Annotated in this window: 20 protein-coding genes, 1 tRNA gene and 1 pseudogene; 11 read left to right on the top strand and 11 right to left on the bottom strand. The window is 67.1% G+C overall.

Annotated elements, in window-relative coordinates; all coding sequences use genetic code 11:
• Positions 1-89: 89 nt before the first annotated feature.
• Positions 90-887: a hypothetical protein gene (locus tag A37E_RS0120325; RefSeq protein ID WP_029558300.1), complete on the top strand. Its 798-nt coding sequence runs from the start codon at positions 90-92 to the stop codon at positions 885-887.
• A 200-nt stretch (positions 888-1087) separates the two neighbouring features.
• Here A37E_RS0120325 and A37E_RS26615 read toward each other — a convergent pair whose 3' ends face one another.
• Positions 1088-2260, bottom strand: coding sequence for a glycosyltransferase family 4 protein (locus A37E_RS26615; RefSeq protein WP_081837704.1), 1173 nt, complete (start codon positions 2258-2260; stop codon positions 1088-1090).
• A 514-nt stretch (positions 2261-2774) separates the two neighbouring features.
• Here A37E_RS26615 and A37E_RS0120320 point away from each other — a divergent pair.
• The 5 genes and pseudogenes from A37E_RS0120320 (at position 2775) to A37E_RS0120300 (ending at position 9087) form a co-directional block, all read left to right on the top strand.
• Positions 2775-3701 (top strand): LysR family transcriptional regulator, encoded by a 927-nt coding sequence (locus A37E_RS0120320; RefSeq protein ID WP_348550885.1) that lies wholly within the window; start codon positions 2775-2777, stop codon positions 3699-3701.
• A 146-nt stretch (positions 3702-3847) separates the two neighbouring features.
• Positions 3848-4735, top strand: a pseudogene (locus tag A37E_RS0120315) (NAD(P)-dependent oxidoreductase); the annotation flags it as partial.
• Positions 4735-6273, top strand: coding sequence for an aldehyde dehydrogenase family protein (locus A37E_RS0120310; RefSeq protein WP_029558297.1), 1539 nt, complete (start codon positions 4735-4737; stop codon positions 6271-6273). The pseudogene A37E_RS0120315 and the gene A37E_RS0120310, both read left to right, overlap by 1 nt.
• A gap of 204 nt (positions 6274-6477) precedes the next feature.
• Positions 6478-7845: a DUF3100 domain-containing protein gene (locus A37E_RS0120305; RefSeq protein ID WP_081837703.1), complete on the top strand. Its 1368-nt coding sequence runs from the start codon at positions 6478-6480 to the stop codon at positions 7843-7845.
• A gap of 81 nt (positions 7846-7926) precedes the next feature.
• Positions 7927-9087: a M20 aminoacylase family protein gene (locus tag A37E_RS0120300; RefSeq protein ID WP_029558295.1), complete on the top strand. Its 1161-nt coding sequence runs from the start codon at positions 7927-7929 to the stop codon at positions 9085-9087.
• A 261-nt stretch (positions 9088-9348) separates the two neighbouring features.
• On the opposite strand, the gene A37E_RS0120295 is transcribed toward A37E_RS0120300, so the two are convergent.
• The 4 genes from A37E_RS0120295 to mgtE all read right to left on the bottom strand — a co-directional run bounded on the left by A37E_RS0120295 (position 9349) and on the right by mgtE (position 11722).
• Positions 9349-9425, bottom strand: a tRNA-Arg gene (locus A37E_RS0120295).
• A gap of 73 nt (positions 9426-9498) precedes the next feature.
• Positions 9499-9804, bottom strand: a complete 306-nt coding sequence (locus tag A37E_RS0120290; RefSeq protein WP_029558294.1) for an ETC complex I subunit — start codon at positions 9802-9804, stop codon at positions 9499-9501.
• Positions 9805-9918: 114 nt separating this feature from the next.
• A complete protein-coding gene (locus tag A37E_RS0120285) occupies positions 9919-10173 on the bottom strand; it encodes a hypothetical protein (protein ID WP_024279282.1) in 255 nt (84 codons plus the stop codon).
• A 118-nt stretch (positions 10174-10291) separates the two neighbouring features.
• Positions 10292-11722, bottom strand: a complete 1431-nt coding sequence (gene mgtE, locus A37E_RS0120280; protein WP_029558293.1) for a magnesium transporter — start codon at positions 11720-11722, stop codon at positions 10292-10294.
• 242 nt (positions 11723-11964) lie between these two features.
• On the opposite strand from mgtE, the gene A37E_RS0120275 reads away from it, so the two are divergent.
• The gene (locus tag A37E_RS0120275; protein ID WP_024279284.1) at positions 11965-12363 is read left to right on the top strand and encodes a hypothetical protein; all 399 of its coding nucleotides are present in this window, start codon (positions 11965-11967) and stop codon (positions 12361-12363) included.
• Here the strand turns inward: A37E_RS0120275 and A37E_RS0120270 are convergent.
• The gene (locus tag A37E_RS0120270) at positions 12323-13948 is read right to left on the bottom strand and encodes a glycosyl hydrolase family 17 protein (protein WP_197023019.1); all 1626 of its coding nucleotides are present in this window, start codon (positions 13946-13948) and stop codon (positions 12323-12325) included. The two genes, A37E_RS0120275 and A37E_RS0120270, sit on opposite strands and share 41 nt — an antisense overlap.
• A gap of 137 nt (positions 13949-14085) precedes the next feature.
• Here A37E_RS0120270 and A37E_RS25520 point away from each other — a divergent pair, with 137 nt between their 5' ends.
• From A37E_RS25520 to gltA, 4 genes are all read left to right on the top strand, one after another.
• Positions 14086-14652, top strand: a complete 567-nt coding sequence (locus A37E_RS25520; RefSeq protein WP_245279390.1) for a hypothetical protein — start codon at positions 14086-14088, stop codon at positions 14650-14652.
• A gap of 404 nt (positions 14653-15056) precedes the next feature.
• Positions 15057-17681 (top strand): glycosyltransferase, encoded by a 2625-nt coding sequence (locus A37E_RS0120260; protein WP_245279389.1) that lies wholly within the window; start codon positions 15057-15059, stop codon positions 17679-17681.
• A gap of 98 nt (positions 17682-17779) precedes the next feature.
• Positions 17780-18430, top strand: coding sequence for a molybdenum cofactor guanylyltransferase MobA (gene mobA / locus A37E_RS0120255; protein ID WP_029558289.1), 651 nt, complete (start codon positions 17780-17782; stop codon positions 18428-18430).
• A 169-nt stretch (positions 18431-18599) separates the two neighbouring features.
• Positions 18600-19910 carry a citrate synthase gene (gene gltA, locus A37E_RS0120250; RefSeq protein WP_024279289.1) on the top strand — a complete coding sequence of 437 codons (1311 nt, stop codon included), beginning with the start codon at positions 18600-18602 and terminating at the stop codon, positions 19908-19910.
• Between the two features lie 100 nt (positions 19911-20010).
• On the opposite strand, the gene lpxB is transcribed toward gltA, so the two are convergent.
• From lpxB to lpxD, 5 genes are read right to left on the bottom strand one after another with little or no spacing between them, the layout of a single operon-like run.
• Entirely contained in the window at positions 20011-21207 is a 1197-nt protein-coding gene (lpxB, locus tag A37E_RS0120245; RefSeq protein WP_029558287.1) for a lipid-A-disaccharide synthase, read from the bottom strand.
• Positions 21204-22127 carry a UDP-2,3-diacylglucosamine diphosphatase LpxI gene (gene lpxI, locus A37E_RS0120240; RefSeq protein ID WP_029558286.1) on the bottom strand — a complete coding sequence of 308 codons (924 nt, stop codon included), beginning with the start codon at positions 22125-22127 and terminating at the stop codon, positions 21204-21206. The genes lpxB and lpxI overlap by 4 nt, the downstream gene beginning before the upstream one ends.
• 3 nt (positions 22128-22130) lie before the next feature.
• The gene (gene lpxA / locus A37E_RS0120235) at positions 22131-22937 is read right to left on the bottom strand and encodes an acyl-ACP--UDP-N-acetylglucosamine O-acyltransferase (protein ID WP_029558285.1); all 807 of its coding nucleotides are present in this window, start codon (positions 22935-22937) and stop codon (positions 22131-22133) included.
• Positions 22937-23443 (bottom strand): 3-hydroxyacyl-ACP dehydratase FabZ, encoded by a 507-nt coding sequence (gene fabZ, locus A37E_RS0120230; protein ID WP_051679217.1) that lies wholly within the window; start codon positions 23441-23443, stop codon positions 22937-22939. Before fabZ ends, lpxA begins: the two co-directional genes overlap by 1 nt.
• On the bottom strand, positions 23440-24537 hold the full coding sequence (gene lpxD, locus A37E_RS0120225) for a UDP-3-O-(3-hydroxymyristoyl)glucosamine N-acyltransferase (RefSeq protein ID WP_029558283.1): 1098 nt from the start codon (positions 24535-24537) through the stop codon (positions 23440-23442). Before lpxD ends, fabZ begins: the two co-directional genes overlap by 4 nt.
• Between the last annotated feature and the right edge of the window lie 367 nt (positions 24538-24904).

Raw genomic sequence — 24904 nt, 5'->3', positions numbered from 1 at the left:
GTCTATAAACCTGCCAAGAGTGTTCAGGTCTGCTACGAATCCCCCGTGGGGGTCGCGGGCTCCCTAACGGCCAGCCGAAAGGACCGATCATGAAGCGAATTCACGGCGTGTTGCCTGGCGTCTTCGCCGCCGCAGCGCTGGCCGCTGCGATCGCCTGTCCCCCCACGGCACAGGCGCAATCCAAACCAATGGTCAATTTGACCGATCCCTGCCCGATCAAGGCTGAGAACTGGCGCGGCCGGGCCTTTTACGAAATTCTGTTCATGTTCCGGCAACCCGATGGTGGCGGGATCGGCAACTATTTCAACTCGCTCGGCAACGCGCTTCCCGAGCCCAACGACGCGATGGACGTGCGCTTCCGCGCTCTGGATGCGGAGACCCTCAGGAAGGATTACGGGGGCGACGGGGTCTTCTTCAACGGCCCGCGGCGTCTGGTGGCGAACACCGTAACCGGGATGTCCTGGGAAGGCTGCAAGCAGAGAGTGATCGCCGGGATCCCCTTGAACCTGGACGGCGTGTTCGAAGTCCCGAGCTTGGAAAAATTCGTTTCCGGATCCATGCCGCCCTACAGGCCGATGGTCTCGAAACGGACCAGCTCCATGATCTTCAATGCGGGCCAAACGGTGTACGAGCTGATCACGCCCGAGGGCGCCGTCTACACCATGTTCAGTCTGTCCCTGAAGATCGACCCCAAGAACACCATCGAAGACCTGCCCACCCTGGGCGAGCGACTGACCTTGCCGACCGGATGGCAGTTCAGATCACGCAAGCTGGACAACGAGATGGTTCTGACGGCCACCGCCGACTCCAACCCACCCAATACCGTCGTTCTCGACCAGCTTGAGGGCAACTACCAGTACAACGCTGGCGCCAGCGCCAAAAAGTAGCCTGTTCGCCACCCGGCGAAGGCGGCCGGCCGGCCGGAATCCGCCAGCGGTATTCTGCCGCTCACCCGGCCGAACAGGCCAAATCCACCCGCTAGAACGAACGTGACGCTGGATAAAATTTGGGGGCAACGTCAACAGTAACAGTGGCGGTGGAGAATTTGAAAAAGCTTCATCTTCAATTCGTCATCAAACACAATAATTTAAGTGAGAAGATATGACTTCAGGGCAGCGGCATGGTGGCCCCAAGTGCGCCCCTCATCCATGATCCACTGAGCCCCACGGGCTCCAATTTGCTTTCGGGATTCACTATCGGTAAACAACATCTCTAGGGCAGCGACAATTTCCTCTACACTGCTTTCTCCCCAACCTTCTGTGCCGACTGAGCTCGACGTGACGGGAGCCTGAGCGCTGAGAGCGACACAATTGTCGTTGCCAACCAAGTCGCGGGCGCCCGTGTTATTGGCGAGTATCACCGGAATCCCACAAGCCATCGCTTCCTTCGCGGGGAGATTTGTGGCGGCCTCGCATCGCGATACCTGTACTGCGCAGTCCATTTCGCGTAAAATTGATGGGATCAATGGGTTGGGTGTCGGTGGCAATTCTAGAAACTGGCTCTCATCGACCCCGTTCTCAATAACCCATCGCTTCACATCCAGCACGCCTCTGGCATCCATTCGAAGCGGGGCTTTCAGCTTACCCTGAAAGCCCACAGAGCCCTTTGGCCAGGGGGAATGCCAGGCAGCGACCAGAACGGCCTCTTTGTGGCGTGCCGCAAATTCGCGGAATGCCAACAATACCAGATCGTGTCCTTTGCGAAACTCGATCTTTCCACCAGAGAAGACGTAAAATTTACTGGGGTCGAGAACTCCGGATTTGGGTCCCGGGAAAAACTGTGAGCTATCTATCCCCTCATAGATCATCGTCACTGGCTTTCCACTCGTGGCCCTTAAAATATCTGCACTCCAGTTCGAAGCACACAGCACATCGTCGTGGCTAGCTAACAGCTGACGAGCATTGTCGACACGCGTATCCTCCAACACGCACCGAGCGATTGTTCGCCGTCCTTTGAAGTGAGGCGCCGCCGCCGCGCCGAACCGATTGCCGAACCCATTCACGACGATGATGTCCTTTGCGGCGGCGCCGGTCTTGTCCGCGATTAAGCCGGCCAGAAAGGTATTGGATTTAATCACGGCGGGACCCATTGCGAACATGCGCAAAGGATCCATGGCCTGGACATCGGCCGGTCCGATTGGGCGGCCCATCAATGGTTGCACATCTGGATCGACCGCCCAGCGTTGAAAAATATTCAGACCAAGCAGTCCCCATCCAAAATAATTATTAGCCTGCCAATTCAGCATAATTTTCTTGTGCATGTATTTTTCCAAACAAAAAAGAATTTGTCGCACGAAATTAAGATGGCTTCCCTTACGAAACAGGTGTTCTTCCGCGCGTAACCTTTAAGGGTATCTTGGCGGGTATGTATTGAGGTTTCAACCGGAAACTCGCGCATAGGCTGTGGAGTGCATCGCTGCCTGCCGCCGACACCGGCAGGATGTCGCCAGCCTGCATGCCCGCAATCGGGCAGATGCCGACGGCAGCTCCTGGCGCTCTCCGATCGTTCACAAAAGTGCTGATTTTTGCAGCACTCACGCCCCTCCTGATGCGCATCGGATCCGCCTGCGTCTCGACCAACGACCACGACCTGACCCGACACCGCACGGTGCTGCAGGTGGCCGTGCGAGCGCATCTTCGAGGAGAAAGTCAGCGGCGCGGTCCGTGCGCTGAACGGACCGCCAAAGGCAGAACGGCAGCAAGGGCGCGGGGAACCGGTGTCCACGTGACACCGCCCCGCGTGCGACCATCATTCAATTCGTTTTAAGCGTCGGCATGCCTCACTGTGCGACGATGCAGGATAGGGCCCTCCGATATCTCCTTGCCGTCATCCGCGCCGGCTCCGTCCGGGCCGCGGCGGAGACACTAAACGTTGCCGCCTCGGCGGTGAGCCGGCAGATCATCGATCTGGAGGCCGAGGTGGGCCAGCCGCTGATCGAGCGTCTGCCGCGTGGCGTCGTGCCGACCGAGGCTGGCCGCATCGTCGCCGAACATGCCCAGCGCGAGGCCGACGAACGCCTGTTGCTGGAGGACCGGCTGAGCCGCCTTCGGGGCGTGCAGCAGGGCACCGTGCGCATCTGGTGCGGCGGCGGCTTCGTCGCCGACCTGATGGAGCATGGCCTCGCCAGCTTTTCCGAGCATTATGGCGGCGTCGGATACAAGATCACCCTCGGCACCACGGACGGCATCCTCGCGGCCATCGCGCAGGGCGATGCGGATATCGGGATGGCCTACAATCCGCAGGCCCATTCGGATGTGCGCAGCGTGGTCACGGCCCGCCAGCCGCTGTTCGCCATCGTGCCGCCGGACCATCCGCTGAAGTCCGGCGGGGTGCCGGTGCCCCTGCGCACCTTCGCTGCCGAGCCGGTGGCGCTGTTTCCGCCCGATCACGGCCTGCGCCAGATGATCGGCCGGGTGGAGGCGAACGAAGGCTTCCACCTCGGCGGACGGCTGGAGACCGCCTCCTTCGATCTGCACCGCCGGTTCATCGCGCAGGGTCTGGGCGTGGGGTTCCTGCCCCACTTCGTGGTGGCGGACGAGGTGGCATCCGGCGCCATGCGCGCCATCGCGCTGCGTGATGCCCTCCTGTCCGAAGCCCGCAGCCACCTGCTGCTGCGCGCCGGCCGCCGCCTGCCGGAAGCCTCACGGCGGCTGCTCAACCATCTCGCCCAGCACATGCACGCTTTCCAGAACGTGCCGTAGAGCCGGAATCGCGGGCAAGGGCGGGCCCGCGCAATCTCCGCGGAACGCACGATCGGACGAGCGTTGCCTTTTTCCGCACGTAGAGTGCGAAAAGTCATTCTTGTGGCAACGATCCCTCGCGAGGATGCTCGTGGAAATTAACCACGGACATTCTCATGACCATCGAGACAATCGGCGTCATCGGCCTCGGCAACATGGGCTTCGGCATGGCCGCGACCCTTGCCGGCAAGGGCTTCAGAGTGAGTGCCACCGACATCAGCGATGCGCGCGCGCAGGCGGCCGCTGACGCCGGCATCCGCTTCACCACCCTCGCCGATCTGCTGGCCACCAGCGACGCCATCGTCTGCTCCCTCCCTCTGGCGCGCGACGTGGAAGCCGTGGTGACGACGCCCGGCGGACTTCTTGACCGGCGCGACCGCAAGGTCGTGGTCATCGACACCTCTACCTCCGATCCCGGCACCAGCCGCCGCCTCGCCGAGCGCCTCGCCACCGTCGGCCACGGCCTGCTCGATGCCCCGGTGAGCGGCGGTCCGTCCGGTGCGGCGCAGGGCACGCTGACCATGATGGTGGGCGGTTCCGAGGCGGACTTCGCTCGCGCGCTTCCGGTGCTCTCCGCCATGTCCGCCAAGGCAATCCACGTCGGCCCTTCGGGCGCCGGCAACATCGCCAAGCTCGTCAACAACCTGCTGGTGGCTGCCCATCTCGTGACCATGGGCGAGGCGATGCGGCTCGCCGAGGGTGCCGGCCTCTCCGCGCAGGAAGCCATCGCCGTGGTGAACACCGCCAGCGGCCGCAGCGCCGTCAGCGAGGTGATGTTCCCGCGCTGGATCCTCACCAACAGCTTCGACAGCGGCTTCTCCGCCGGGCTGATGCGCAAGGACGTGCGCCTCGCCCTGGAGCTGGCTTCGGAAAGCGCCGTGGACCTGCCGCTCTGCGCCCATGCCGGCGACATCTGGGGCGCCACCCGCGACACCATTCCCGACACGGCCGACTTCACCCGCATGGCCGACTACCGCACGAAGGACGCCGTCTGATGCTCGACACTCCCCACTCTCCGGCGGCCCCGCGCGTCGCCGCACTTCTCGGCGGCTTCCTGCCTGACGGGCGCATCGGCAGCGTCGTCGCCGGCGAGGTTCTGCCCGGCACCGGCGCCGCGCTCGATCTCACCAATCCCGCCGACGGCCGCGTCATCGCCAGCTATGCCGATGCCGGTCAAAGCGTCGTCGACGCCGCCATGGATGCCGCCCGCGCCGGGCAGGCGGCGTGGTGGAAGATGACCGCCGCCGCGCGCGGCCGTGCCATGTGGGAGATCGCCCGCCTGGTGCGCCAGAACGCCGAGGCGCTGGCGGAGCTGGAGACCCTCTCCGCCGGCAAGCCCATCCGCGACACCCGCGGCGAGGTCGCCAAGGTGGCGGAGATGTTCGAGTATTATGCCGGCTGGTGCGACAAGCTCCACGGCGAGGTGATCCCGGTTCCCACCTCCCACCTCAACTACACCCGGCACGAGCCCATCGGGACCGTGGTGCAGATCACGCCCTGGAACGCGCCCATATTCACTGCCGGCTGGCAGATCGCGCCCGCCATCTGCGCCGGAAACGCGGTGGTGCTGAAGCCGTCCGAGCTGACCCCCCTGACCTCGCTCGCCCTCGGCATGCTGTGCGCTCGCGCGGAAGGCGTGCCGGCCGGCCTCGTCAGCGTGCTCGCCGGCAACGGCCCCACCACCGGTGCTGCGGCCGTGGCCCATGCCCAGACCGGCCTCGTGGTGTTCGTCGGCTCGGCGGAAGCCGGGTCGCGCATCGCCGCCGAGGCGGCCCGCAACATCGTGCCGAGCGTGCTGGAGCTGGGTGGCAAGTCCGCCAATATCGTGTTCGCGGACGCTGACATCTCCCGCGCTCTTCTCGGTGCACTGGCCGCCATCTTCGGCGGCGCCGGGCAGAGCTGCGTGGCCGGCTCGCGCCTGCTGGTGCAGCGCGCCCTCCATGGCGAGTTCGTCGCCCGCCTCTCCGAGGCCGCGCGCCGCATTCCCACCGGCCTGCCCACCGATCCGGCGACCCAGATCGGCCCCATCAACAACCGGCGCCAACTGGACAAGATCTCCGGCATGGTGGATGCGGCGGTGGCGGCGGGCGGCCAGCTCGCGGCCGGCGGCGCCTGCCCCGATGCCCTGCGCGAGACCGGCGGCTTCTTCTATGCCCCCACCATCGTGGACGGGGTGACGCCGGCCGCCGACATCGCCCGCGAGGAAGTGTTCGGCCCGGTGCTGGCGGTACTGCCCTTCGACACGGAAGAAGAGGCCATCGCCATCGCCAACGCGACCCCCTACGGCCTGGCCGGCGCGGTGTGGACGCAGGATGTGGGCCGCGCCCACCGGGTGGCCGCCGAGGTGCGGGCCGGCACCTTCTGGGTCAACGGCTACAAGACCATCAACGTGGCCTCGCCCTTCGGCGGCTTCGGCCGCTCCGGCTTCGGCCGCTCGTCCGGCCGCGAGGCACTGATGGCCTACACCCAGACCAAGAGCGTGTGGGTGGAAACCGCGCGCACGCCCGGCGTCGCCTTCGGCTACGTGGGCTGACGCCCGCCCGACGTCCCGGTGCCCTCACCGACACCATGCCACGGCGGCCCCTGCCGCCGTGGCCCGCGAGATCCAAGAAAAACATCCAAGAAAAACATCCAAGAAAAACATCCAAGAAAAACATCCAAGAAAAACATCCAAGAAAAGCACCCAAGAAAAACACCGACCTTTCCAGACACGGCCGCGCAGGCACAGGGGATCACCATGAGCAAGGGCTTAGGACTACAGGACAACGGATTTGCGCCTGCGGATGCAGGGCACGAAGGGCTGGGCATCGCAGGGCCGGTGCGCCTGTTCCTGTTCGCGCTCGCGGCGGTGGTCATCGCCGAGACCATCGGCAACGTCACCATTCCCCTCGGCTCCAACAAGATCGTGCTGCTGCCGCTGCTGTGGGCGTTGCTGTGCGGCGCCGCCCTGGGCCTTGCCGCCCCCCGCATGCCAGGTGTGCTGAAGATGTCGGTCAGCGAGCAGCGGCTCGCCTCCGCCTTCCTGCAGCCGACGCTGCTCATCTTCATCGCCAAGCTCGGCCTTCTGGTGGGCGGCTCGGTGCCGAAGATCCTGTCGGCCGGCTGGTCGCTGGTGTTCCAGGAGTTCGGCCACTTCTTCGGCACCATGGTGTTCGGCCTGCCGGTGGCGCTGCTGCTCGGCATCAAGCGCGAAGCCATCGGCGCCACCTTCTCGGTGGGGCGCGAGCCGAGCCTCGCCATCATCGGCGAGCGCTTCGGCATGGATAGCCCGGAGGGACGCGGCGTGCTGGCGGAATACATCACCGGCACCGTGTTCGGCGCGGTGTTCATCGCCATCCTCGCGAGCTTCATCGCCAGCCTGAACATCTTCAACCCGCTGGCGCTGGCCATGGGCGCGGGAGTCGGCTCCGGCAGCATGATGGCCGCCGCCTCCGGCGCCATCGCCGCGCAGCAGACGCCGGAGATGGCGAAGGACGTGGCCACCTTCGCGGCGGCCAGCAACCTCATCACCACCACCATCGGCACCTATTTCACCCTGTTCCTCTCGCTGCCCTTCACACTCTGGGCCTACAGCAAGCTGGAGCCCATCCTCGGCCGCAGCCGCAAAGCCGCCATCCCCGCCGATGCCGCTCCGGTCGAGGCGCCGCACGCGGAGATGAAGCTCAGCGTCCTCGCCATCGTCGCCGGCTGGGTGCTGATCGGCGCCTATGGCCTCATCGGCAACGCCATCACCTACAAGACCCCGGTGGACGGCAACGTGGTGGCAGGCATGGCCATCATCCTCGGCGTGGTGATGGCGGGCTACGGCCTCTACGGGGTCACCGGCCGTCGCCTGCCGGCGGTGGTGTGGGTCTCTGCCATCGGCATGGCGCTGACCTATCCGGGCGGGCCGGTCGCGGTCGATGTGGCGGCGCTCACGGGCAAGATCAACTTCCTCGCCCTCGCAACCCCCATCCTCGCCTTCGCGGGCCTGTCCATCGCCAAGGACGTTCCGACCTTCCGCCGCCTCGGCTGGCGCATCGTGGTGGTGTCGCTGATGGCCAATGCCGGCACCTTCCTCGGTGCGGCGCTCATCGCGCAGTTCTTCATGCACCCGCCGGTCTGATCCGCCGCGCATCCCGATCACCGGCAAGGCCCGTGCATGAGCACGGGCCTTGTCGCCATATCCCCCCACCCCGAGCACGCCATGACCACCCATGTCCCCCCGGACCTCGCAGCCCGCCTCGTCGCCCTCAGGCATGACCTGCATGCCTTTCCCGAACTCGCGTTCGAGGAGACCCGCACCGCGGACGTGGTGGCGCGCGAGCTGGCAGCCCTCGGCCTCAAGGTGACCACCGGCCTCGCCGGCACCGGGGTGGTGGGCACGCTCCATCGCGGCGGCGGCCCGGCCATCGGCCTTCGGGCGGACATGGACGCGCTGCCGATCCTCGAGGCGAGCGGCGTCGCTTATGCCTCGCGCACACCCGGCACCATGCATGCCTGCGGCCATGACGGGCATGTGGCCATGCTGCTCGGCGCGGCGCATCTGCTGGCGGCGGATCGGGATTTCACCGGCACGGTACATTTCATCTTCCAGCCGGCCGAAGAATGCGCGGGCGGTGGGCGGCGGATGGTCGAGGATGGCCTGTTCACCGCCTTTCCCTGCAAGAGCGTGTGGGGCCTGCACAATTGGCCGGGGCTGCCGCTCGGCACGCTGGCGACGCGGCCCGGCGCCATCATGGCCTCCATGGACACGTTCGAGATCCGTGTCCGCGGCGCGGGCACCCATGCCGCCATGCCGCATCTGGGCATCGATCCGTGCACGGCGGCGGCTGAAATTGTTCTCGCGCTTCAAACCATCGTCAGCCGCCGCCTCTCTCCCCTCGCCCCGGCGGTGGTGAGCGTGACGCAGATGCACGGCGGCGACGCCTGGAACGTCGTCCCCGATCTTGTCACCCTGCGCGGCACGGTGCGCTGCCTCGGGGAAACGGAGCGCCGGACCATCGCCGACCTCATGGCCCGCATGGTGCCGGGCATCGCCGCGAGCCACGGCGCACAGGCGGAGCTGGACTATTTTGAAGGCTATCCGGCCACCGTGAACTGGGCCGATGCGGTGCCCGTGGCACTGGCGGCCGGGGCTCATGTGCCCGCCATCACGCGCAGGGTGGGCGACGTGGAACCGTCCATGGCGGCGGAGGACTTCGCCTACATGCTTCAGGCGTGTCCCGGCGCCTATGTCTGGCTCGGTGTGGATGGTACGCGCCCCTCGAAGCCGCTGCACAATCCCGCCTACGATTTCAACGACGACGCGCTCGCCATCGGCCCGGCCTATTGGGCGGCGCTGGCACGGCAGGCGCTCGCGGCCTAAGCCGGCAGGCGCGGCGATGAAGAGAGCGCCGGCAATGTCACCCGTTCCGGTCTCGACCGCCGTCACCTTGCCCGACGCGCGCCTCAGCCCGCGGATGTCCACGCCGAAGCGGAACGTGACGCCCAGCCAAGTGCGCCTCACCGAACAGGCCATGGCATCGGCCTACGGAATGGAGGGGGAACGAGAAAGTGTCCAACCCGTACCCGAGGCTAGACACCTTAACCACTAACGACTTGGATTATAAGGAGAAAAATACAAGCATGGCGACCCCGGCAGGGCTCGAACCTGCGACCTAGTGCTTAGAAGGCACTTGCTCTATCCAGCTGAGCTACGGGGCCCCGATCCGCCTTTTACGGCGGGCGGCCGCACAGCGGAAGCGCCTTTCCCGGTGGGGATCGGGACGCGGCCGGCTCAGTGGGTCCACTGGCCGTTGCGATTGAAGGCGAAATTGTCGGAATAGGCCATGCGGCGGCGCCCGGCCTCATGCGGCTCGTACACGCGGTACGGGATGCCCCGCTTCTCGCAGTAGGCCACCGCTTCTTCCTTCGTCTCAAAGGACAGGTGGATCTGGCTGCGCATGTCGGCCGAGGAGGTGTAGCCCATCAGGGGCTCCACGCGGCGCGCATGCTCCGGCTCGTAATCGAGCACCCAGTGCTTGGTCTTCGCCACGCCGGACTGCATGGCGTTGCGCGACGGCTTGTAGATGCGAGCGACCATGGTTCGAACCCGTCAGAATGCCGGACAGCCCCTGCCGGGCAGCCCGTTTCGTCTATAGTGAAGCCGCGCGGGCGAGGCAACCGAACACGGCGCCGCGCCCGGTTCCGAGATGCCTCAGCGCAGGACCAGACAGTCGGCGGCCGCCTGAGCCGATTGAGCGGCGGTGAGGTGGCTCACCTTGCCGGAGAGCACCAGCGAGCGGGTCTGCTCGGTGACGACCGCACGGCCATCGGCGCCCTTCACCAGCAGGGGCGCACTGGCCACGTAGATCGCGCGGGCATCGTTGGAAAGCTTGGCCGCGCAGCGTTCGGCGGCGGCCTTGTCGGCAAGAGCGGGAGCCGTCGAGAGGAGCCCTGCGGCCACTGCCATCGCCGCCAACTTCTGCGCCGTCTTCCGCATCCTGCTCACCCTTCACAGCTTCCCGCCGACGCCCCGCGTCGGGCGCACCCTTGTTGAGGAGATCGCAGGCGAATGCAAGCCGGGCCGATCAAGTGGCGAACCACCATGTGGCGAGGCCGAGGAAGGCGAAGAATCCCACCGTGTCCGTCACCATGGTGACGAACACCCCCGAGGCCACCGCTGGATCCAGCTTGAGCTTCGCGATGACGATGGGAATGAGGATGCCGAACAGGCCGGCGGCGACCATGTTCAGGATCAGCGCCGAGGAAATCACCACGCCGAGATGGACGTTGGCGAACCAGAAGCCGGCGATGAGGCCGAGCAGGCACGCGAGCGTCGTGCCGTTCACCAGCCCCACCAGCACCTCGCGCAACACGATGCGGCGGGCGTTGTGGCTGGACAATTCCTTGGTGGCGAGGGCGCGCACCGCCACCGTCATGGTCTGGGTACCGGCATTGCCGCCCATGGAGGCGACGATGGGCATGAGGATGGCAAGCGCCACCATCTTCTCGATCGTGCCCTCGAACAGGCTGATGATGGAGGCCGAGACGAAGGCGGTGCCCAGATTCACCACCAGCCAGGGCAGCCGGCTGCGCGCGGTGAAGGCCACCGTGTCCGACAATTCCTCGTCGCTGCGCACGCCGCCGAGGGCGCGCAGGTCTTCGTCCGCCTCTTCCTGGATCACGTCCACCACGTCGTCGATGGTCATGACGCCCACGAGCCGCCCGGCATCGTCCACGACAGGGGCGGAGACGAGGTTGTAGCGCTCGAACATGCGCGCCACGTCCTCCTGGTCCTCGGACGCCTTCACCACCTTGGCCTGCTCGGCCTTCACCGCGCTCATCAGCACCGGGCGGCGGGTGCGCAGCAGCCGGTCGAGGGGAACGGAGCCGACGAGTCGATAGGCGGGGTCGACGATGAACACCTCATAGAAGGTGTCCGGCAGGTCGGCGGTCTCGCGCATGTAGTCGATGGTGCGGCCGACGGTCCAGAACGGCGGGACGGCGATGAACTCCGTCTGCATGCGCCGGCCGGCGCTTTCTTCCGGATAGTCGAGGGAGCGCTGCAGGGCGACCCGTTCCGGCGCCGGAAGGTGCTCCAGAACCGCCGCCATCTCATCCTCGTCGAGATCCTCGAGGATGTAGACCGCATCGTCCGAATCAAGGTCGCGCATTCCGCGGGCGACGGTGAGCGGCGAGAGGCTGCGCAGGATGGAGAGGCGGACGGTCTCGTCCAGCTCGGTCAGGGCGGTGAAGTCGAAGTCCGGCCCCAGCATCTCGATGAGCCGGCGCCGCTCGTCGGCGTCCAGCTCCTCGATAAGGTCGCCCATATCGGCTTCGTGCAGATCGCTCGCGAGCGCCTTCAGCGCGTCCACGTCGCGGGCGGAGATGGCCTCCTCAACCCGGCTGCGGAAGGCGTCCGAGAGATTGCCCTCCTCGTCGCGCACCGTGAGAGGCACGAGCGCAGCACCGGCCGGGTCGGCAGCCTCGGCGGCGGCCGGATCAGCATCGTCGCGCATAGGCTCCTCCCGGTGGGTCAGGCGGGATGGGCGCCCGCCTCCGGTGCGGAAGCAGGGCACGGGGTCTGGGGATGGCTGGGGGCCGGCCGCTTCGCGCGACGACGAAGGGGCAGGCCCCTCCCGCTGCGTCTAGTGATCCCTGCGGCGTTTGTGAAGCCTTCCGCGGGACATCACCCCTTTTCGCTGGACCGGGCGGTCTCCATGTCACTATGAACACCCCGGCCTGCCGGAGATATCGTCAGATGAACACCCTGCCCTATTCCGAGCGCCCGCTCTTCCGCCCGGGACCGCGCACGCTCAACTGGATGATTCCGCTCGGCATGGGCGCCGTCGGCTGGGCGCTCTACATGCGCTACATGGTGGTGGAGCCGACCCTCGTCTCCCTCGCCTGCGAGGCGGGGCTGGAAAGCGCCGGCTGCTACGGCCGCGCCGCCGTGCTGGCGCTGTCGGCGTGGAACGTGTTCGGCGGCGTGGCGCTGGTGGTGGCGCTGATCCAGCTTCTGGCACCGGGCCTCGCCACCTTCTCGGTGGGCATGGTGTTCGCGAGCTTCGCCCTCGTCTTTCACAACGAGGTCGCCGGTGCACTGGCGGCGATGATGCTCATCCTCTCCTTTGCACGGCCTGGACCCGCCACAGCGTGAAGGCCATGACGAGGCAGAGCGCGCCGAACCAGGCCGCCTGCCAGTTGGCGAGCGTCTCGTTGAGCGGCACATAGAGGCCGGCGACCAGCAGGCCCCACATGGCGATCAGCTCGGCAAGGCCCGCGCCGTCGCGATCCGCCCGCCGCACGAGCAGGGGCGCCGCGACCGCCGCCACCAGCGCGGTGAGCGGGAACACCGGGAAATCCTTGTAGCGCGGATCGAACACCAGCTCGAACGCCACCGATCCCACCGCGATCGTGGCCAGCGCCAGCACCGCAGCGGCCGCGACGGCGGCACCCGAGGTCGCCGTCCAGCGGCGGGAATCGAGCGCCACCGAGAAGGGGGCGAGCCCCTGCCCGCGTATGATCACGGCCGGCATCGTCACCATGGCCGCGACGGCGGCGGCGAGGATGAGCCCGTTGCGCAGCCAGCCGACGAAGCCGAGGCTTTCCAGCGGCAGCGCCGAGAGCGCAGCGCCGAGCGTCGCCCCGCCGAACAGGGCGATGGCGGCGATGGCGTACCATTCCATCGGCCGCACCGGCTCCTCGCGGCGGCGGGCGGCAGCGAGGGCCGAACCGAACACTGCGACGACAGACAGCAGACCGACGGCGATATGCATGCGCCAGCCCGGGAAATCCTCCACCGGCTGGCCCCAGGCGAACTTGGGCAGGCGCGTGTCGGCGTCGATCACGCCCCAGTGGCCGCCCACCGTGCCCTCGCTGCGCCGCTTCCACGGCTGGTCGAAGGCCTCGATGACGTTGACCCGGTAGCCTTGGCGCTTGGCCAGCGCCACCACGTCGTGCATCACCCGCGCCTGATTGGCGGGCGAGGGCAGCGCATCCTCGCGCATGCGGCCGGAACTGGGCCAGCCGGTCTCGCCGATGAGGATCTCCTTGCCGGGAAAGGCCTCGGCCATGCGCTGGCGGATCTCGTCCACATGCGGGCCGGCGTCCTCGGCGGAGACCGGCAGGTCCTCCCAATAGGGCAGGATGTGGATGGTGACGAAATCCAAGTTCTCGGTGAGGCCCTTGTTGCGCTCCCAGAACTCCCACACGTCGGCATAGGTGACGGGCACGGCGCCAACCTCGCGCTTCACGCGGGCGAGCACGTTGGCAAGTTCGGTCGCCGACATCTCACCGCGCAGCAGCACCTCGTTGCCGACGACGACGGCCTTAACCACGTCCGGATTTTCTTTCGCGAGGCGGATGCCGGTCTCAAGCTCGATGCGGTTGCGGTTCGCATCCGGCCCCAGCCAGATGCCGAGAAGCATGGTGAGGCCGTGCTTGCGGGCCAGCGCCGGCGCCTTGTCGAGGCCCATCTCGATGGAATAGGTGCGCACGCAGGACGTGATCTGCGCGAGGCGGACGAAATCCTCCTCGATCTGGGCCTCGGGAATCACCAACCCCTTCTGGAACGGCGACTGGCCATCACGGAACGGGGCATAGGAAACGCAGGGCAGCTTCTCGCCCGCGGCCAGTGGCGACGGGGGCATGTCCACCGGACGTCCGAGATAGGTCCACAGGCCGGCGATGACGCCGCAGACCAGGAGCGCCAGCACCAGAGGCAGCCGCATGGAGGAAGGCATCTCGTCTCCAGAGGTGAAGGTGTTCCCCGCGCCACATAGAGCCTTGGGCGGGCGGTGTGAAGCCTCCGCCTCGACCATGGCGGACGGTAGGCGAAAGCCACGCTCTCCATACGACATGTGCTGAAGGACGCGCCGTCATGCTGACAAATTCTCTCCCTTCTCCTAGGGTGTCGGGCGCGGCGCCCGCCGACCATTTTCTCGAGATCATGATCCTCATGCACCCCTACCGCCTCCCGCTGCTCGCGGCCGCAATCGTTTTCGCGTGCCTCTCGCCGGCCTCGGCCCAGACCCAGCCGGCCGACCAGAAGCCGCCGGCGGAGCTGCCCCCCGAGCAGAAGGCCGCAGCCGAGCAGCGCCGCTCGGTTGAGGAGTTCAACGAGGCGGCAAAGTTGCCCGGCGCGGCCGGCCTGCCCGAATGCGTCTTCACCGGGCGGCGGATCGCCGCACGGATCTGGGACGACGACGTGGACACCGCTCGCCGACACCTCGAGTTCTACGAGCGCTTCGGCTGCCCCACCGAACATCTCAAGCTCGCGGTCCGCTGCCTCGTGCGGCAGGGCAAGATCGACACCAAGGCGCGCGATCGGGTGGACACACGGGCCCAGCAGTGCTGGGTGAACCCGGATTACGTCGCCGCGGCACCGGCCCCCGCAGCCGGCGCAACCCAGGGCACCACCCCCGCTGCCCCTGGCGCTGCGCAATAATTAGATCATTGCGCAGACACCCGGCTGACGCAGCGGCGTCGAAGAGGCGCCACGATCGGGATTTATCTCTCTGCGTGAGAGTGTTAGTGTCTCGATGCATTGCAGCGTAAATTTACCATTAACGCTGCGGTGCCGATCTGGGGGCAGGTCGAAAAGGTGCCCCGATCCGTTCGCGTAATTCCCGGAAACGTCCTCTGGAACCTGTGCCTTAAGCCAGCGTTGGGTTCCGACTTCCCCTATGGGTGGGCATCGCCATGCGTCCCGGTCTTGCTGCTGCGGCAGCGGTCATTGCGGTTGTGACCTCGTTCCACGCCGCGATGTGGCTTTCCATGCGTCCTGAGGCGAGCGCTCCGAACATCCCGGACCGCTTTCAGAGCCTGTCGTTCGCGCCCTTTGCGCGCAACATGAGCCCTGAGGGAGATGCACCCACCACCGAGGCGCAGGTGCGCTCGGACATGGCGGTGGTCGCACCCTACAGCCGCGGCGTGCGCACCTATTCCTCCACCAATGGCAAGGAACTGATTGCCCCCATCGCAGGGGAGCAGGGCCTGCGTGTGACCGCCGGCGCTTGGCTCAACCGGGAAATTTACAAGGATACCGGTAAGCTCATCAACGTCGTCGACAAGACGACCGGCCAGATTGTGCTTAACCCGAAGACCGGCGAACCGCTCACGGTCAAGGAAGGCAACGACCGCGAGATCGAGAACGTGGTCAAGGTCGCCCGCCAGAACCGCAACGTGAACGCGGTGATCGTCGGCAACGAGACCGTCCTGCGCGGGGACATGTCAAAGTCGGAACTCGCCGCCGTCATCCGCAAGGTCAAGCGGCAGGTCAACGTGCCAGTGAGTACGGGCGAGATCTGGAACACTTGGCTGGAGCCCGACGCGCCGGAGCTGGTGGCTTCGGTGGACTTCATCCTCGCCCACATCCTGCCATACTGGGAGGAGGTGCCGGCCGACCAGGTGGTCGACTACGCCATCAACGCCTACAACCGACTGCGCGCCGCCTACCCCGGCAAGCGCATCGTGATCGGCGAGTTCGGCTGGCCCTCGCACGGCTACAACCGCGGCGCCTCCGTGCCTGATCCCATGGAGCAGGCCAAGATCATCCGCAATTTCGTCGCCCGCGCCGACGCGCTGGGCATCGAGTACAACATCATCGAGGCCTTCGACCTGCCCAAGAAGCAGAACGAAGGCTCGGTGGGTCAGTACTGGGGCGTGTTCGATGCGGACCGCACCCTGAAGTTCCCCCTCACCGGCCCGATCTTCGAGAAGACCTACAACCAGACCGCCATCCTGGCGCTGCTCTTGGGCGTGCTCTTCACCCTGCCGCTGCTGCGCATGCGTGACCTCACCGTGACGCAGGGCCTCGTGCTGGCCGCCTCGGCCAACGGCGTCGCAGCATGGCTGGCGCTAGTGGTGGACTACTGGCTCAACCATTACGTTAGCGGCGGTGACTACCTCACCCTTGCCCTCAGCGTCGTGATGCTGGTGCCGCTGGTGTTCGTCCTGCTCTATCGCATCGAGGAACTGGCGGCGGTGGCCTTCGGCAGCGGTCCCAAGCGCCTCGTGGAAGAGCAGAAGCACGCCGCGCCCTCGCGCTTCCCCAAGGTCTCCATCCACGTGCCCGCCTATCGCGAGCCGCCGGAGATGCTGATCCAGACCATCGATGCCCTCGCCCGGCTGGAGTATCCCAACTACGAGGCGATCATCATCGTCAACAATACGCCGGACCCGGCGATGGTGGAGCCGGTGCGCGCCCACTGCGCCACGCTCGGCGACCACATCAAGTTCATCAACGCCGAGAAGGTGGCGGGCTTCAAGGCCGGTGCCCTGCGCATCGCCCTCGATGCGACGGCCCCCGATGCCGAGATCATCGGCGTCATCGACGCCGACTATGTGGTGACGCCCGACTGGCTGAAGGACCTCGTGCCCGCCTTCGACGATCCGACCGTCGGTCTCGTCCAGGCGCCGCAGGATCACCGCGATGCCCATCGCAGCCCGCTGCACGAAGCGATGAACGCCGAATATGCCGGCTTCTTCGACATCGGCATGGTGCAACGCAACGAGGACGACGCCATCGTCGTCCACGGCACCATGTGCCTCATCCGCCGCGCGGCCATGGTGGAGGCTGGCAACTGGTCGTCCGACACCATCTGCGAGGACACCGACCTCGGCCTGTCCATCGCCGAGAACGGCTGGAAGACCCACTACACCCGCAAGCGCTACGGCTATGGCCTGCTGCCCGACTCGTTCGAGGCCTTCAAGAAGCAGCGTCACCGTTGGGCCTACGGCGGCTTCCAGATCATCAAGAAGCACTGGCGCCGGTTCCTGCCGGGCAATTCCCGCCTGACCACGGCGCAGAAGCGGCACTTCGTGCTCGGCTGGATTTCCTGGCTCGGCTCGGAATCGGTGGGCGCCTTCATGGCCGTTGCCTCGCTGCTGTTCGTGCCCTTCGTCGCCTACTTCTCCATCTCGGTGCCGGCCCACGTGCTGACGCTGCCCATCCTCATCACCTTCCTGGTGTATGTGCTGCACTTCATCAGCCTGTACCGCCTCAGGGTGGAGACCACGCCGATGCGCATGCTCGGCGCGGCGGTGGCGGCCAGCGCGGTGCAGTTCACGGTGGCCAAGGCGGTGTTCGACGGGTTCCGCTACAAGGATCTCGCCTTCGCCCGTACCGCCAAGGGCAACAACTGGCTCGCCGGCGCGGCCCGCTCCTTCCCGGCCCTGCCGGAAGCCATCATCGGTGGCCTGCTGATCGCGGCCGGGACCTACATGCTGGTGGCGAACAACCTGCCGGGCTCCACCATCGTGAAGACCTCCAACGACTGGCGCCATATCCGCGAGATCAACCTCTATGGCATCGCCCTGCTGGTGCAGAGCCTGCCGTTCGTGGCCGCGGCGATCATCGGCGCCTTCGAGCCCTCGCGCCTCAATGACTTCGCCACATGGCGGGCCATCGGCGCCAAGCTCTCGGCGGTGCCCCGCCGCCTCGGCCTCAACGCGCGCCGCGCCGTCGTGGACTGACCGGGGCCGCAGACCTGAACCGAACGCCCGGCCCTCGTGCCGGGCGTTTTCGTTTGTCCTCCCCTGCGCCGCCCGGAACGGTGGCGTCCTGAGCCGCGATGCCCGAGCAGCCGACTCCCCCTCCGCCCTCCCCGGCTCCCCCCGCCCTGATCCTCGCCGGGGGCCTCGGCAGGCGGATCAACGCGCCGGCGCTGGGGGTCGCGGAAAAGCCGCTGGTGGCGCTGGGAGGCCGGCCCCTCATCGCGCACGTCATCGAACGTCTGAGGCCGCAGGCCGGCCCCCTCCTCATCAACGCCAACGCCCCCGCCGGGACCTATGAGAGATTCGGCCTCCCGCTGCTGCCGGATACCATCGCAGGCTATCCGGGACCGCTCGCCGGGGTTCTGGCGGGCCTTGACTATCTGGCGCAGATGGCGCCCGCCTCAAGCCTCGTCACTGTCGCCGCCGACACGCCGTTCCTGCCGCACGATCTCGTCGCCCGGCTGACGGAGCGGCACCGGGAAACCGGCACCGTTGTGTGCGCGGCATCGGGTGGACAGCGCCATCCCGTCATCGCCCTGTGGCCGGCAGCGGCTCGCGCCGCGCTGCGGCAAAGCCTTGAGGCGGGACGGCTGAAAGTCGGGCTTCTCCTCGATGCCCTCAATGCCGTAACGGTGTCGTGGGATGGCCTTCCGGATGACCCATTCTTCAACGTGAACACGCCGGAAGACCTTGCCATTGCAGAGAAACGCCTCGCTGCCCGCCAATGAAGCATGGTCATGCTTGCGGCAGGATTGGGGAGGGTTTAGGACTGCAGGACGGCGGCTTCGCATTCGCGAAGATGCCGGAGCGGAGACGGACTTGCCGCTCGGAGACCGGACCGCCACCTCCGGCCCTCCGCCGAAAACGGGGTCTGTCCGCCCAAAGGATGAGGGATCCATGGACGCCACCACCAACACCGGGGCAAAAGCGGCCAAGCTAAGCTTGGGGGAGAAGAGCTGGGACCTTCCGATCCACGAAGGCTCCATCGGACCCGACGTGGTCGACATCTCCAAGCTCTACGGCCAGACGGGGATGTTCACCTACGACCCCGGCTTTACCTCGACCGCTTCCTGCGAAAGCAAGATCACCTACATCGACGGCGACGAAGGCGTGCTGCTCTATCGCGGCTACCCCATCGAGCAGCTCGCCGAGAACGGTGACTTCCTCGAGACCTGTTACCTCCTGCTCTACGGCGAACTCCCCACTGCGGCGCAGAAGGCGGAATTCGACAAGTCCGTGACCAATCACACGATGGTCCACGAGCAGATGACCCGCTTCTTCCAGGGCTTCCGCCGCGACGCCCACCCGATGGCCATCATGGTGGCGTCGGTCGGCGCGCTCTCGGCCTTCTATCACGACTCCACCGACATTTCCGACCCCACCCAGCGCCTGATCGCATCGATCCGCATGATCGCGAAGATGCCGACGCTGGCGGCCATGGCCTACAAGTATTCCATCGGCCAGCCGTTCGTTTATCCGAAGAACGATATCGACTATACGTCGAACTTCCTGCGCATGTGCTTCGCTGTCCCGTGCGAGGAATACAAGGTCAACCCCATTCTCTCGAAGGCGATGGATAAGATCTTTATCCTCCACGCCGATCACGAGCAGAACGCGTCCACCTCCACGGTGCGCCTCGCAGGCTCTTCCGGCGCCAACCCCTTCGCCTGCATCGCCGCCGGCATCGCCTGCCTGTGGGGCCCCGCCCACGGCGGCGCCAACGAGGCGGCCCTCAAGATGCTGGCCGAGATCGGCTCCGTGGACCGCATCCCCGAATACATCAAGCGCTCGAAGGACAAGAACGATCCTTTCCGCCTGATGGGCTTCGGCCACCGGGTCTACAAGAACTACGACCCGCGCGCCAAGATCATGCAGCAGACCTGCCACGAAGTGCTGACCGAGCTCGGCATCAAGGACGATCCGCTGCTCGACGTGGCCGTGGAGCTGGAGCGCATCGCGCTTCACGACGACTACTTCATCGAGAAGAAGCTCTACCCGAACATCGACTTCTATTCGGGCATCACCCTCAAGGCGATGGGCTTCCCCACCACCATGTTCACCGTGCTGTTCGCCCTCGCCCGCACCGTGGGCTGGATCGGCCAGTGGAAGGAGATGATCGAGGACCCGAGCCAGCGCATCGGCCGTCCCCGCCAGCTCTACACCGGCGCCGCCCAGCGCGACTACGTGGCCATGTCCAAGCGCAAGTGATCTCCAAGCGCAAGTGAGCGCTGGAGATCGTCTGAAAAAGGAAAACGCGGCCTTCGGGCCGCGTTTTTCGTTTGAGGATCAGTGTGGCTGCACCAGCGCTTCAGCCCGGTGACGGCAGGGTGCCGGGGCGGCCGTCCCGCGCGAGGCGCAGTACCACCTTGGCCGCGCGCGCGCTGGGGCTTGGGCCGGCGATGCCGAAGATGTCGTCGAAGCTGGCGAACGCCGCCTCCTGCCGCTGCCGCGCCGGGCTGTCCTCCAGAAGACTGCCGAGGGCACCGACGAGCGCCGGCACCGTGCAATATTCCTGCAGGAACTCCGGCACCACATTCTCCCCCGCCACCAGATTGGCCAGGATCACCGTCGTGCCCTTCAGCACCCGCCGGCCGATCTGCGCCTCCAGCCAGCCGATGCGGTAGGCGGCAACGTGGGGAATGCCCGCCAGCGCCAGTTCCAGCGTCACCGTGCCGGAGGCGGCGAGCGCGGCGTGGGCGGAACGGAAGGCTTCCAGCTTCTCCGCCTCGTTCGTCACGATGCGCGGCTTCAGCGGCCAGCTGGCGATGGTCTCGCGCACCAGCCCCTCCAGCCGCGGCAGGGTGGGCAGCACCAGTTCCATCTCGTGGGCGCGACCGACCTCGGCCAGCGCCGCGCCGAAATCCGCGCCGATGCGCGAAATCTCCCGCCGCCGGCTGCCCGGCAACACCAGCACCAGCGGCGGCTTCGCCCGCCGCCGCTCGGCTTCCGCGGGCGACGGCCGCAATTCGTCCAGCCGCTGCAGCAGGGGATGGCCCACATAGAAGGTGGGCGGCCCACCCAGCTTGCGATGGACCTCGGGCTCGAACGGCAGCAGGGCCAGCAGCGCGTCCACATAGGGCCGCATGGCCGCCGCCCGCCCGGACCGCCAGATCCACACGGTGGGCGAGACATATTTGACGATGGGAATGTTCGGGTTGCGCGCCCGCACCCGCGCCGCCACGCGGTGGGTGAAGTCCGGCGCATCCACCAGCACCAGCACATCCGGCGGGTCGGCCAGCACAGCCTCCACCGTCTCCTTCAGACGCCTGAGGATGGTGGGGAGCTTCCCGACCACGGCGGCGATGCCGATGGCGGTCAGGTCCTCCATGGGATAGAGGCTTTCGAGCCCGCACGCGCCCATGCGCCGGCCGCCGACCCCCCGGAAGGATGCGCCCGGCGCGGCCTCAACCAGCGCTTCCATCAGCGCGCCGCCCAGCTGGTCCCCGGACTCCTCACCCGCGACGATGAAGACCTTCGGGGAGCGCGTGCCGTTCTGCGGGGTCACGCGGTGTGCCCTCCGATGCCGGCGACGAACAGGCCGGCCGCGTCTGCGGCCTCCACCAGCGCCTGCGCATCCGGCACGATGGCCCCGCCCGCCTCGAAAGCGATGCCGGCAAGGCCGACCTCCGCCGCGCGCGTCACGGTCTGCGGGCCGAGGGAGGGCAGATCCACCCGGCGGTCCTGCCCCGGCTTCGGCGCCTTCACCAGCACGCCCTTGCCGGCGGCGAAGCGCAGACGGCCGGAACGGCGCATCTCGCCGTAGCGCGCCAGCATCTGGTCGGTGCCCTCCGCGGCCTCGACCGCTGCCACCAGCCCGTCCACAACGATCACCCCCTGCCCCACGTCGAATGGGCCGAGGGCGCGGATGACATCCAGACCACGCGCGATATCCGCCTGCTGGGTCTCGCTGGGTGTGCGCGCGCCCAGCACGCCCTGCGGCAGCAGCAGGCGCGGGGCTACCTCGTGCGCGCCGACCAGGGTGAAGCCCTGTTCCGAAACCAGGCCCAGAACGCCCGAGAGGAGGTGATTGTCGCCGCCGCGGAACAGGCGTGCGATGCGCGGCAGCAACCGCAGCATGGTGAAATCGAAGCCGAGGTCGCGCAAACGCGGGCGGGTGAGCGCCCCCACCATCACCACCTCGCGCACCCCGCGCGCTCGCGCCCAGGCTGTGACGGAGCCAAGCGAGCCAAGCCGGAACCAGCGGTGCGGATAGCGCTCCAGCGCCGGATCGGCAAACCCCTGGATGAGGAGCAGCACGACCTCGCGGCCCTCTGCCCAGGCCGCTTCCGCAACCGCAGCAGGAAAGGCGCCGCTGCCGGCGACAATGCCGAGCGGGGTCCGCTTCTGCGCCGCACAGGGGCCGGACGCATCCGGGCGGCGCGCCGCCCCGGCACGCCCCTGCCCGTCTTCCCCCGGCAGGCCCACGGCTCAATCCTCCTTGATGACGCCCCGCGCGGGATGGCAGATCGGGCGCTTGCGGTCGGCATCGATGAAGGCCACCACGGCCGCCGCGAACGCCGATTCCCCGACCATCTGCCGCACCTTGTCGAGGCGCTGGTCGAACGTGCCCTCGCCAAAGAAGAGGTCGCGATAGACCGCGCGCGCCGCGTGCAGGTCGGACTTGGTGAAGCCGCGCCGCTTCATGCCCACCACGTTGAGGCCGACCAGCTTGCCGGCCTGCCCGAGCACGTTGGCGAAGGGGATCACGTCCTCGCGCACGCCGGTGAGGCCGGAAATCATGCACTGGGCGCCGATGCGGGTGAACTGGTGCACCGCGCACTGGCCGCCGAGGAAGGTGAAGTCCCCGACGCTCACATGGCCGCCGAGCACGGCATTGTTGGCGAAGATGACGCCGTTGCCGACCGTGCAGTCGTGGCCCACATGGGAGCCCGTCATCATCATCACGCCGTTGCCGATGCGCGTGATGCCGCCGCCGCCCACCGTGCCCGTGCTGGCGCTGGCGTGCTCGCGGAGCATGCAATCCGTGCCGATGACGAGCTTCGTCGGCTCGCCCTTGTAATGCACCGACTGGGGCGCGGAGCCGAGCGAGGCGAAGGGGAAGACCTGCGTGCGCGCACCGATGGTGGTGACGCCCTGGATGACCACATGGGCGTGCAGCTTCACGCCCGCTTCGAGCACCACATCGGGACCGAGGATGGCATAGGGACCGATCTCGACATCATCCGCGAGCCCCGCCGGGTTCTCCACCCGGGCGGTGGGATCGATCTTCGCCACTAGCTGTTCTCCACGATCATCGCGCCGACTTTGGCCTCGGCCACCAGCTCGCCGCGCACCTTGGCCTCGCCTCGGTACCACCACATGTTGCGGCGGCGGCTGATGCGGGTCATGTGGTATTCGAGCACATCTCCCGGCACCACGGGCCGGCGGAACTTCGCCTCGTCGATGGTCATGAAATAGACCAGCGAGGGCTTCTCCTTGTTTTCCTTGCCCAGCACGCAGACGACGCCCGCGGTCTGCGCCATGCCCTCGATGATGAGCACACCCGGCATCACCGGATTGCCCGGGAAGTGGCCAAGGAAGTGCGGCTCGTTGGCGGTGACGTTCTTGACGCCGATGCAGGAGAGATCGCCGTCGATCTGCTCCACGCGATCCACCATCAGGATGGGATAGCGGTGCGGCAGGCAGGCGAGCACCCTCTGGATGTCCGCGCTGCCGAGCACCTTAGGGGCTTCGGCCTGGGCCGCGCCGGCTTCGCCGGCTGCGCGCGTGGTGTCGTTCATTCCTGCGGTCCTTCCCCTTCCTCGTCGTCCTTGCCCCGGCGGGCGCCGGCGGCGGCGATGCGCCTGAGCGTCGCCACCTCGCGGAACCACTCACGCACAGGCTTAGCCGGCGAACCGCCCCAGCGCACGCCGGGGGGCACGTCACCCTTCACGTTGCTGGAAGCAGCGATCTGCGCGCCGGTGCCGATGGTGACATGGCCGACCACTCCCACCTGCCCGCCGAGCATCACGAAATCACCGAGCGTGGTGGAGCCCGAGATGCCGGTCTGGGACACCACGATGCAATGGCGGCCGATCACCACGTTGTGGGCAATCTGCACCAGATTGTCGATCTTGGTGCCCTCGCCGATCACCGTGTCGGTGATGGCGCCGCGATCGATGGTGGTGTTGGCGCCGATCTCGGCATTGTCCTGGACCACAACCCGGCCGAGCTGGGGCACCTTCACGTGGCCCGCAGGGCTCGGCTGGTAGCCGAAGCCGTCGGAGCCGATGCGCGCGCCGGCATGGATGATGACGCCGTTGCCCAGATAGGCGTGGATGACGCTGGCACCGGGTCCGATGGCGCAATTGCGGCCGATGCGCACGTTCGGACCGACAATGGCGCCGGCGCAGATGACGGTGCCCGCGCCGATCTCGGCGCCGGGGCCGATGACGGCGCCCGGATCGACCGTCACCCCATCCTCCAGCCGCGCCTTCGGATGCACCTGAGCGCCGGGCGCGACACCCTCATGGCCGAAGATCGGCAGCGGGCGGAGCGCGGCCGGAAACATGCGCCGCGACACGGCAAGGAAGGCGGCGGCCGGACGCGGGGCAATCAGCAGGGGCAGGCCGGCCGGCGCCTTGGGGGCAAAGCGATCGGAGGTGATGAGCGCGCCGGCGCGCACGCTGCCGAGCTTCTCCGCGAACAGGAAGGAATCGCAGAAGGCGAGTTCGTCCGGGCCGGCGGTTTCCAGCGTGCCGAGGCCGCTGATGCGCCGGGCACCGAGCTCAGCCTCCTCCGCGGGGCTCGAAGCGGCAAGCCGCGCTCCTGAGAGGGCTGCCACTTCCGCGAGGGTCAGCGGCTCCGGAAGCGGGAAGAAGAGGTCGTGACTCATGACGGATACGCCCAGACGCCGGAGGACGGAACAGGAGGTTTCACGTACGCGCCAAGGAGGCCTCCGGGCAAGCCCCAAGCACGCGCAAATCCCAGCCGCAGGTCGGCCTCAACCCCAGCGGGGGCGGCCGAGAGCAAGACATTCCATCGGGCCGGTGCCCAACTGCCGGCACCGCCCGGCAGTGCGGCATTCGCCCTTACGGATGATCGTGGGGTTGGCTCGCGCGGGATCAGCAAGGCGGAACGACGACCACGGCACCGTGACGCGGAAGACAGCGCGAGAAGGAAGGTCTCGCAGGAGAGGCGGTGCTGCAGGAGCTTGCTCGCGTGGCGGAAATGCGCCTCTCCCATAACGACACTGCCTCCCC

The sequence above is a fragment of the Xanthobacter sp. 91 genome (genome assembly GCF_000702385.1).
GTDB classification, from domain to species: Bacteria; Pseudomonadota; Alphaproteobacteria; order Rhizobiales; family Xanthobacteraceae; genus Xanthobacter; species Xanthobacter aminoxidans.
This window is presented reverse-complemented; position numbering and strand designations above follow the sequence as displayed.

Bases quoted from the DNA above. Each gene is read 5' to 3' on its own strand.
- fabZ (WP_051679217.1), bottom strand. From the start codon at position 23,443: ATGAACGACACCACGCGCGCAGCCGGCGAAGCCGGCGCGGCCCAGGCC.
- lpxD (WP_029558283.1), bottom strand. From the start codon at position 24,537: ATGAGTCACGACCTCTTCTTCCCGCTTCCGGAGCCGCTGACCCTCGCG.
- A37E_RS0120325 (WP_029558300.1), top strand. From the start codon at position 90: ATGAAGCGAATTCACGGCGTGTTGCCTGGCGTCTTCGCCGCCGCAGCG.
- A37E_RS0120285 (WP_024279282.1), bottom strand. From the start codon at position 10,173: ATGGCAGTGGCCGCAGGGCTCCTCTCGACGGCTCCCGCTCTTGCCGAC.
- A37E_RS26615 (WP_081837704.1), bottom strand. From the start codon at position 2,260: ATGCACAAGAAAATTATGCTGAATTGGCAGGCTAATAATTATTTTGGA.
- mobA (WP_029558289.1), top strand. From the start codon at position 17,780: ATGCCCGAGCAGCCGACTCCCCCTCCGCCCTCCCCGGCTCCCCCCGCC.
- A37E_RS0120310 (WP_029558297.1), top strand. From the start codon at position 4,735: ATGCTCGACACTCCCCACTCTCCGGCGGCCCCGCGCGTCGCCGCACTT.
- gltA (WP_024279289.1), top strand. From the start codon at position 18,600: ATGGACGCCACCACCAACACCGGGGCAAAAGCGGCCAAGCTAAGCTTG.
- A37E_RS0120320 (WP_348550885.1), top strand. From the start codon at position 2,775: ATGCCTCACTGTGCGACGATGCAGGATAGGGCCCTCCGATATCTCCTT.
- A37E_RS0120305 (WP_081837703.1), top strand. From the start codon at position 6,478: ATGAGCAAGGGCTTAGGACTACAGGACAACGGATTTGCGCCTGCGGAT.
- mgtE (WP_029558293.1), bottom strand. From the start codon at position 11,722: ATGCGCGACGATGCTGATCCGGCCGCCGCCGAGGCTGCCGACCCGGCC.
- A37E_RS0120260 (WP_245279389.1), top strand. From the start codon at position 15,057: ATGAGCCCTGAGGGAGATGCACCCACCACCGAGGCGCAGGTGCGCTCG.
- A37E_RS0120300 (WP_029558295.1), top strand. From the start codon at position 7,927: ATGACCACCCATGTCCCCCCGGACCTCGCAGCCCGCCTCGTCGCCCTC.
- A37E_RS0120290 (WP_029558294.1), bottom strand. From the start codon at position 9,804: ATGGTCGCTCGCATCTACAAGCCGTCGCGCAACGCCATGCAGTCCGGC.
- A37E_RS0120270 (WP_197023019.1), bottom strand. From the start codon at position 13,948: ATGCCTTCCTCCATGCGGCTGCCTCTGGTGCTGGCGCTCCTGGTCTGC.
- A37E_RS25520 (WP_245279390.1), top strand. From the start codon at position 14,086: ATGCTGACAAATTCTCTCCCTTCTCCTAGGGTGTCGGGCGCGGCGCCC.
- A37E_RS0120275 (WP_024279284.1), top strand. From the start codon at position 11,965: ATGAACACCCTGCCCTATTCCGAGCGCCCGCTCTTCCGCCCGGGACCG.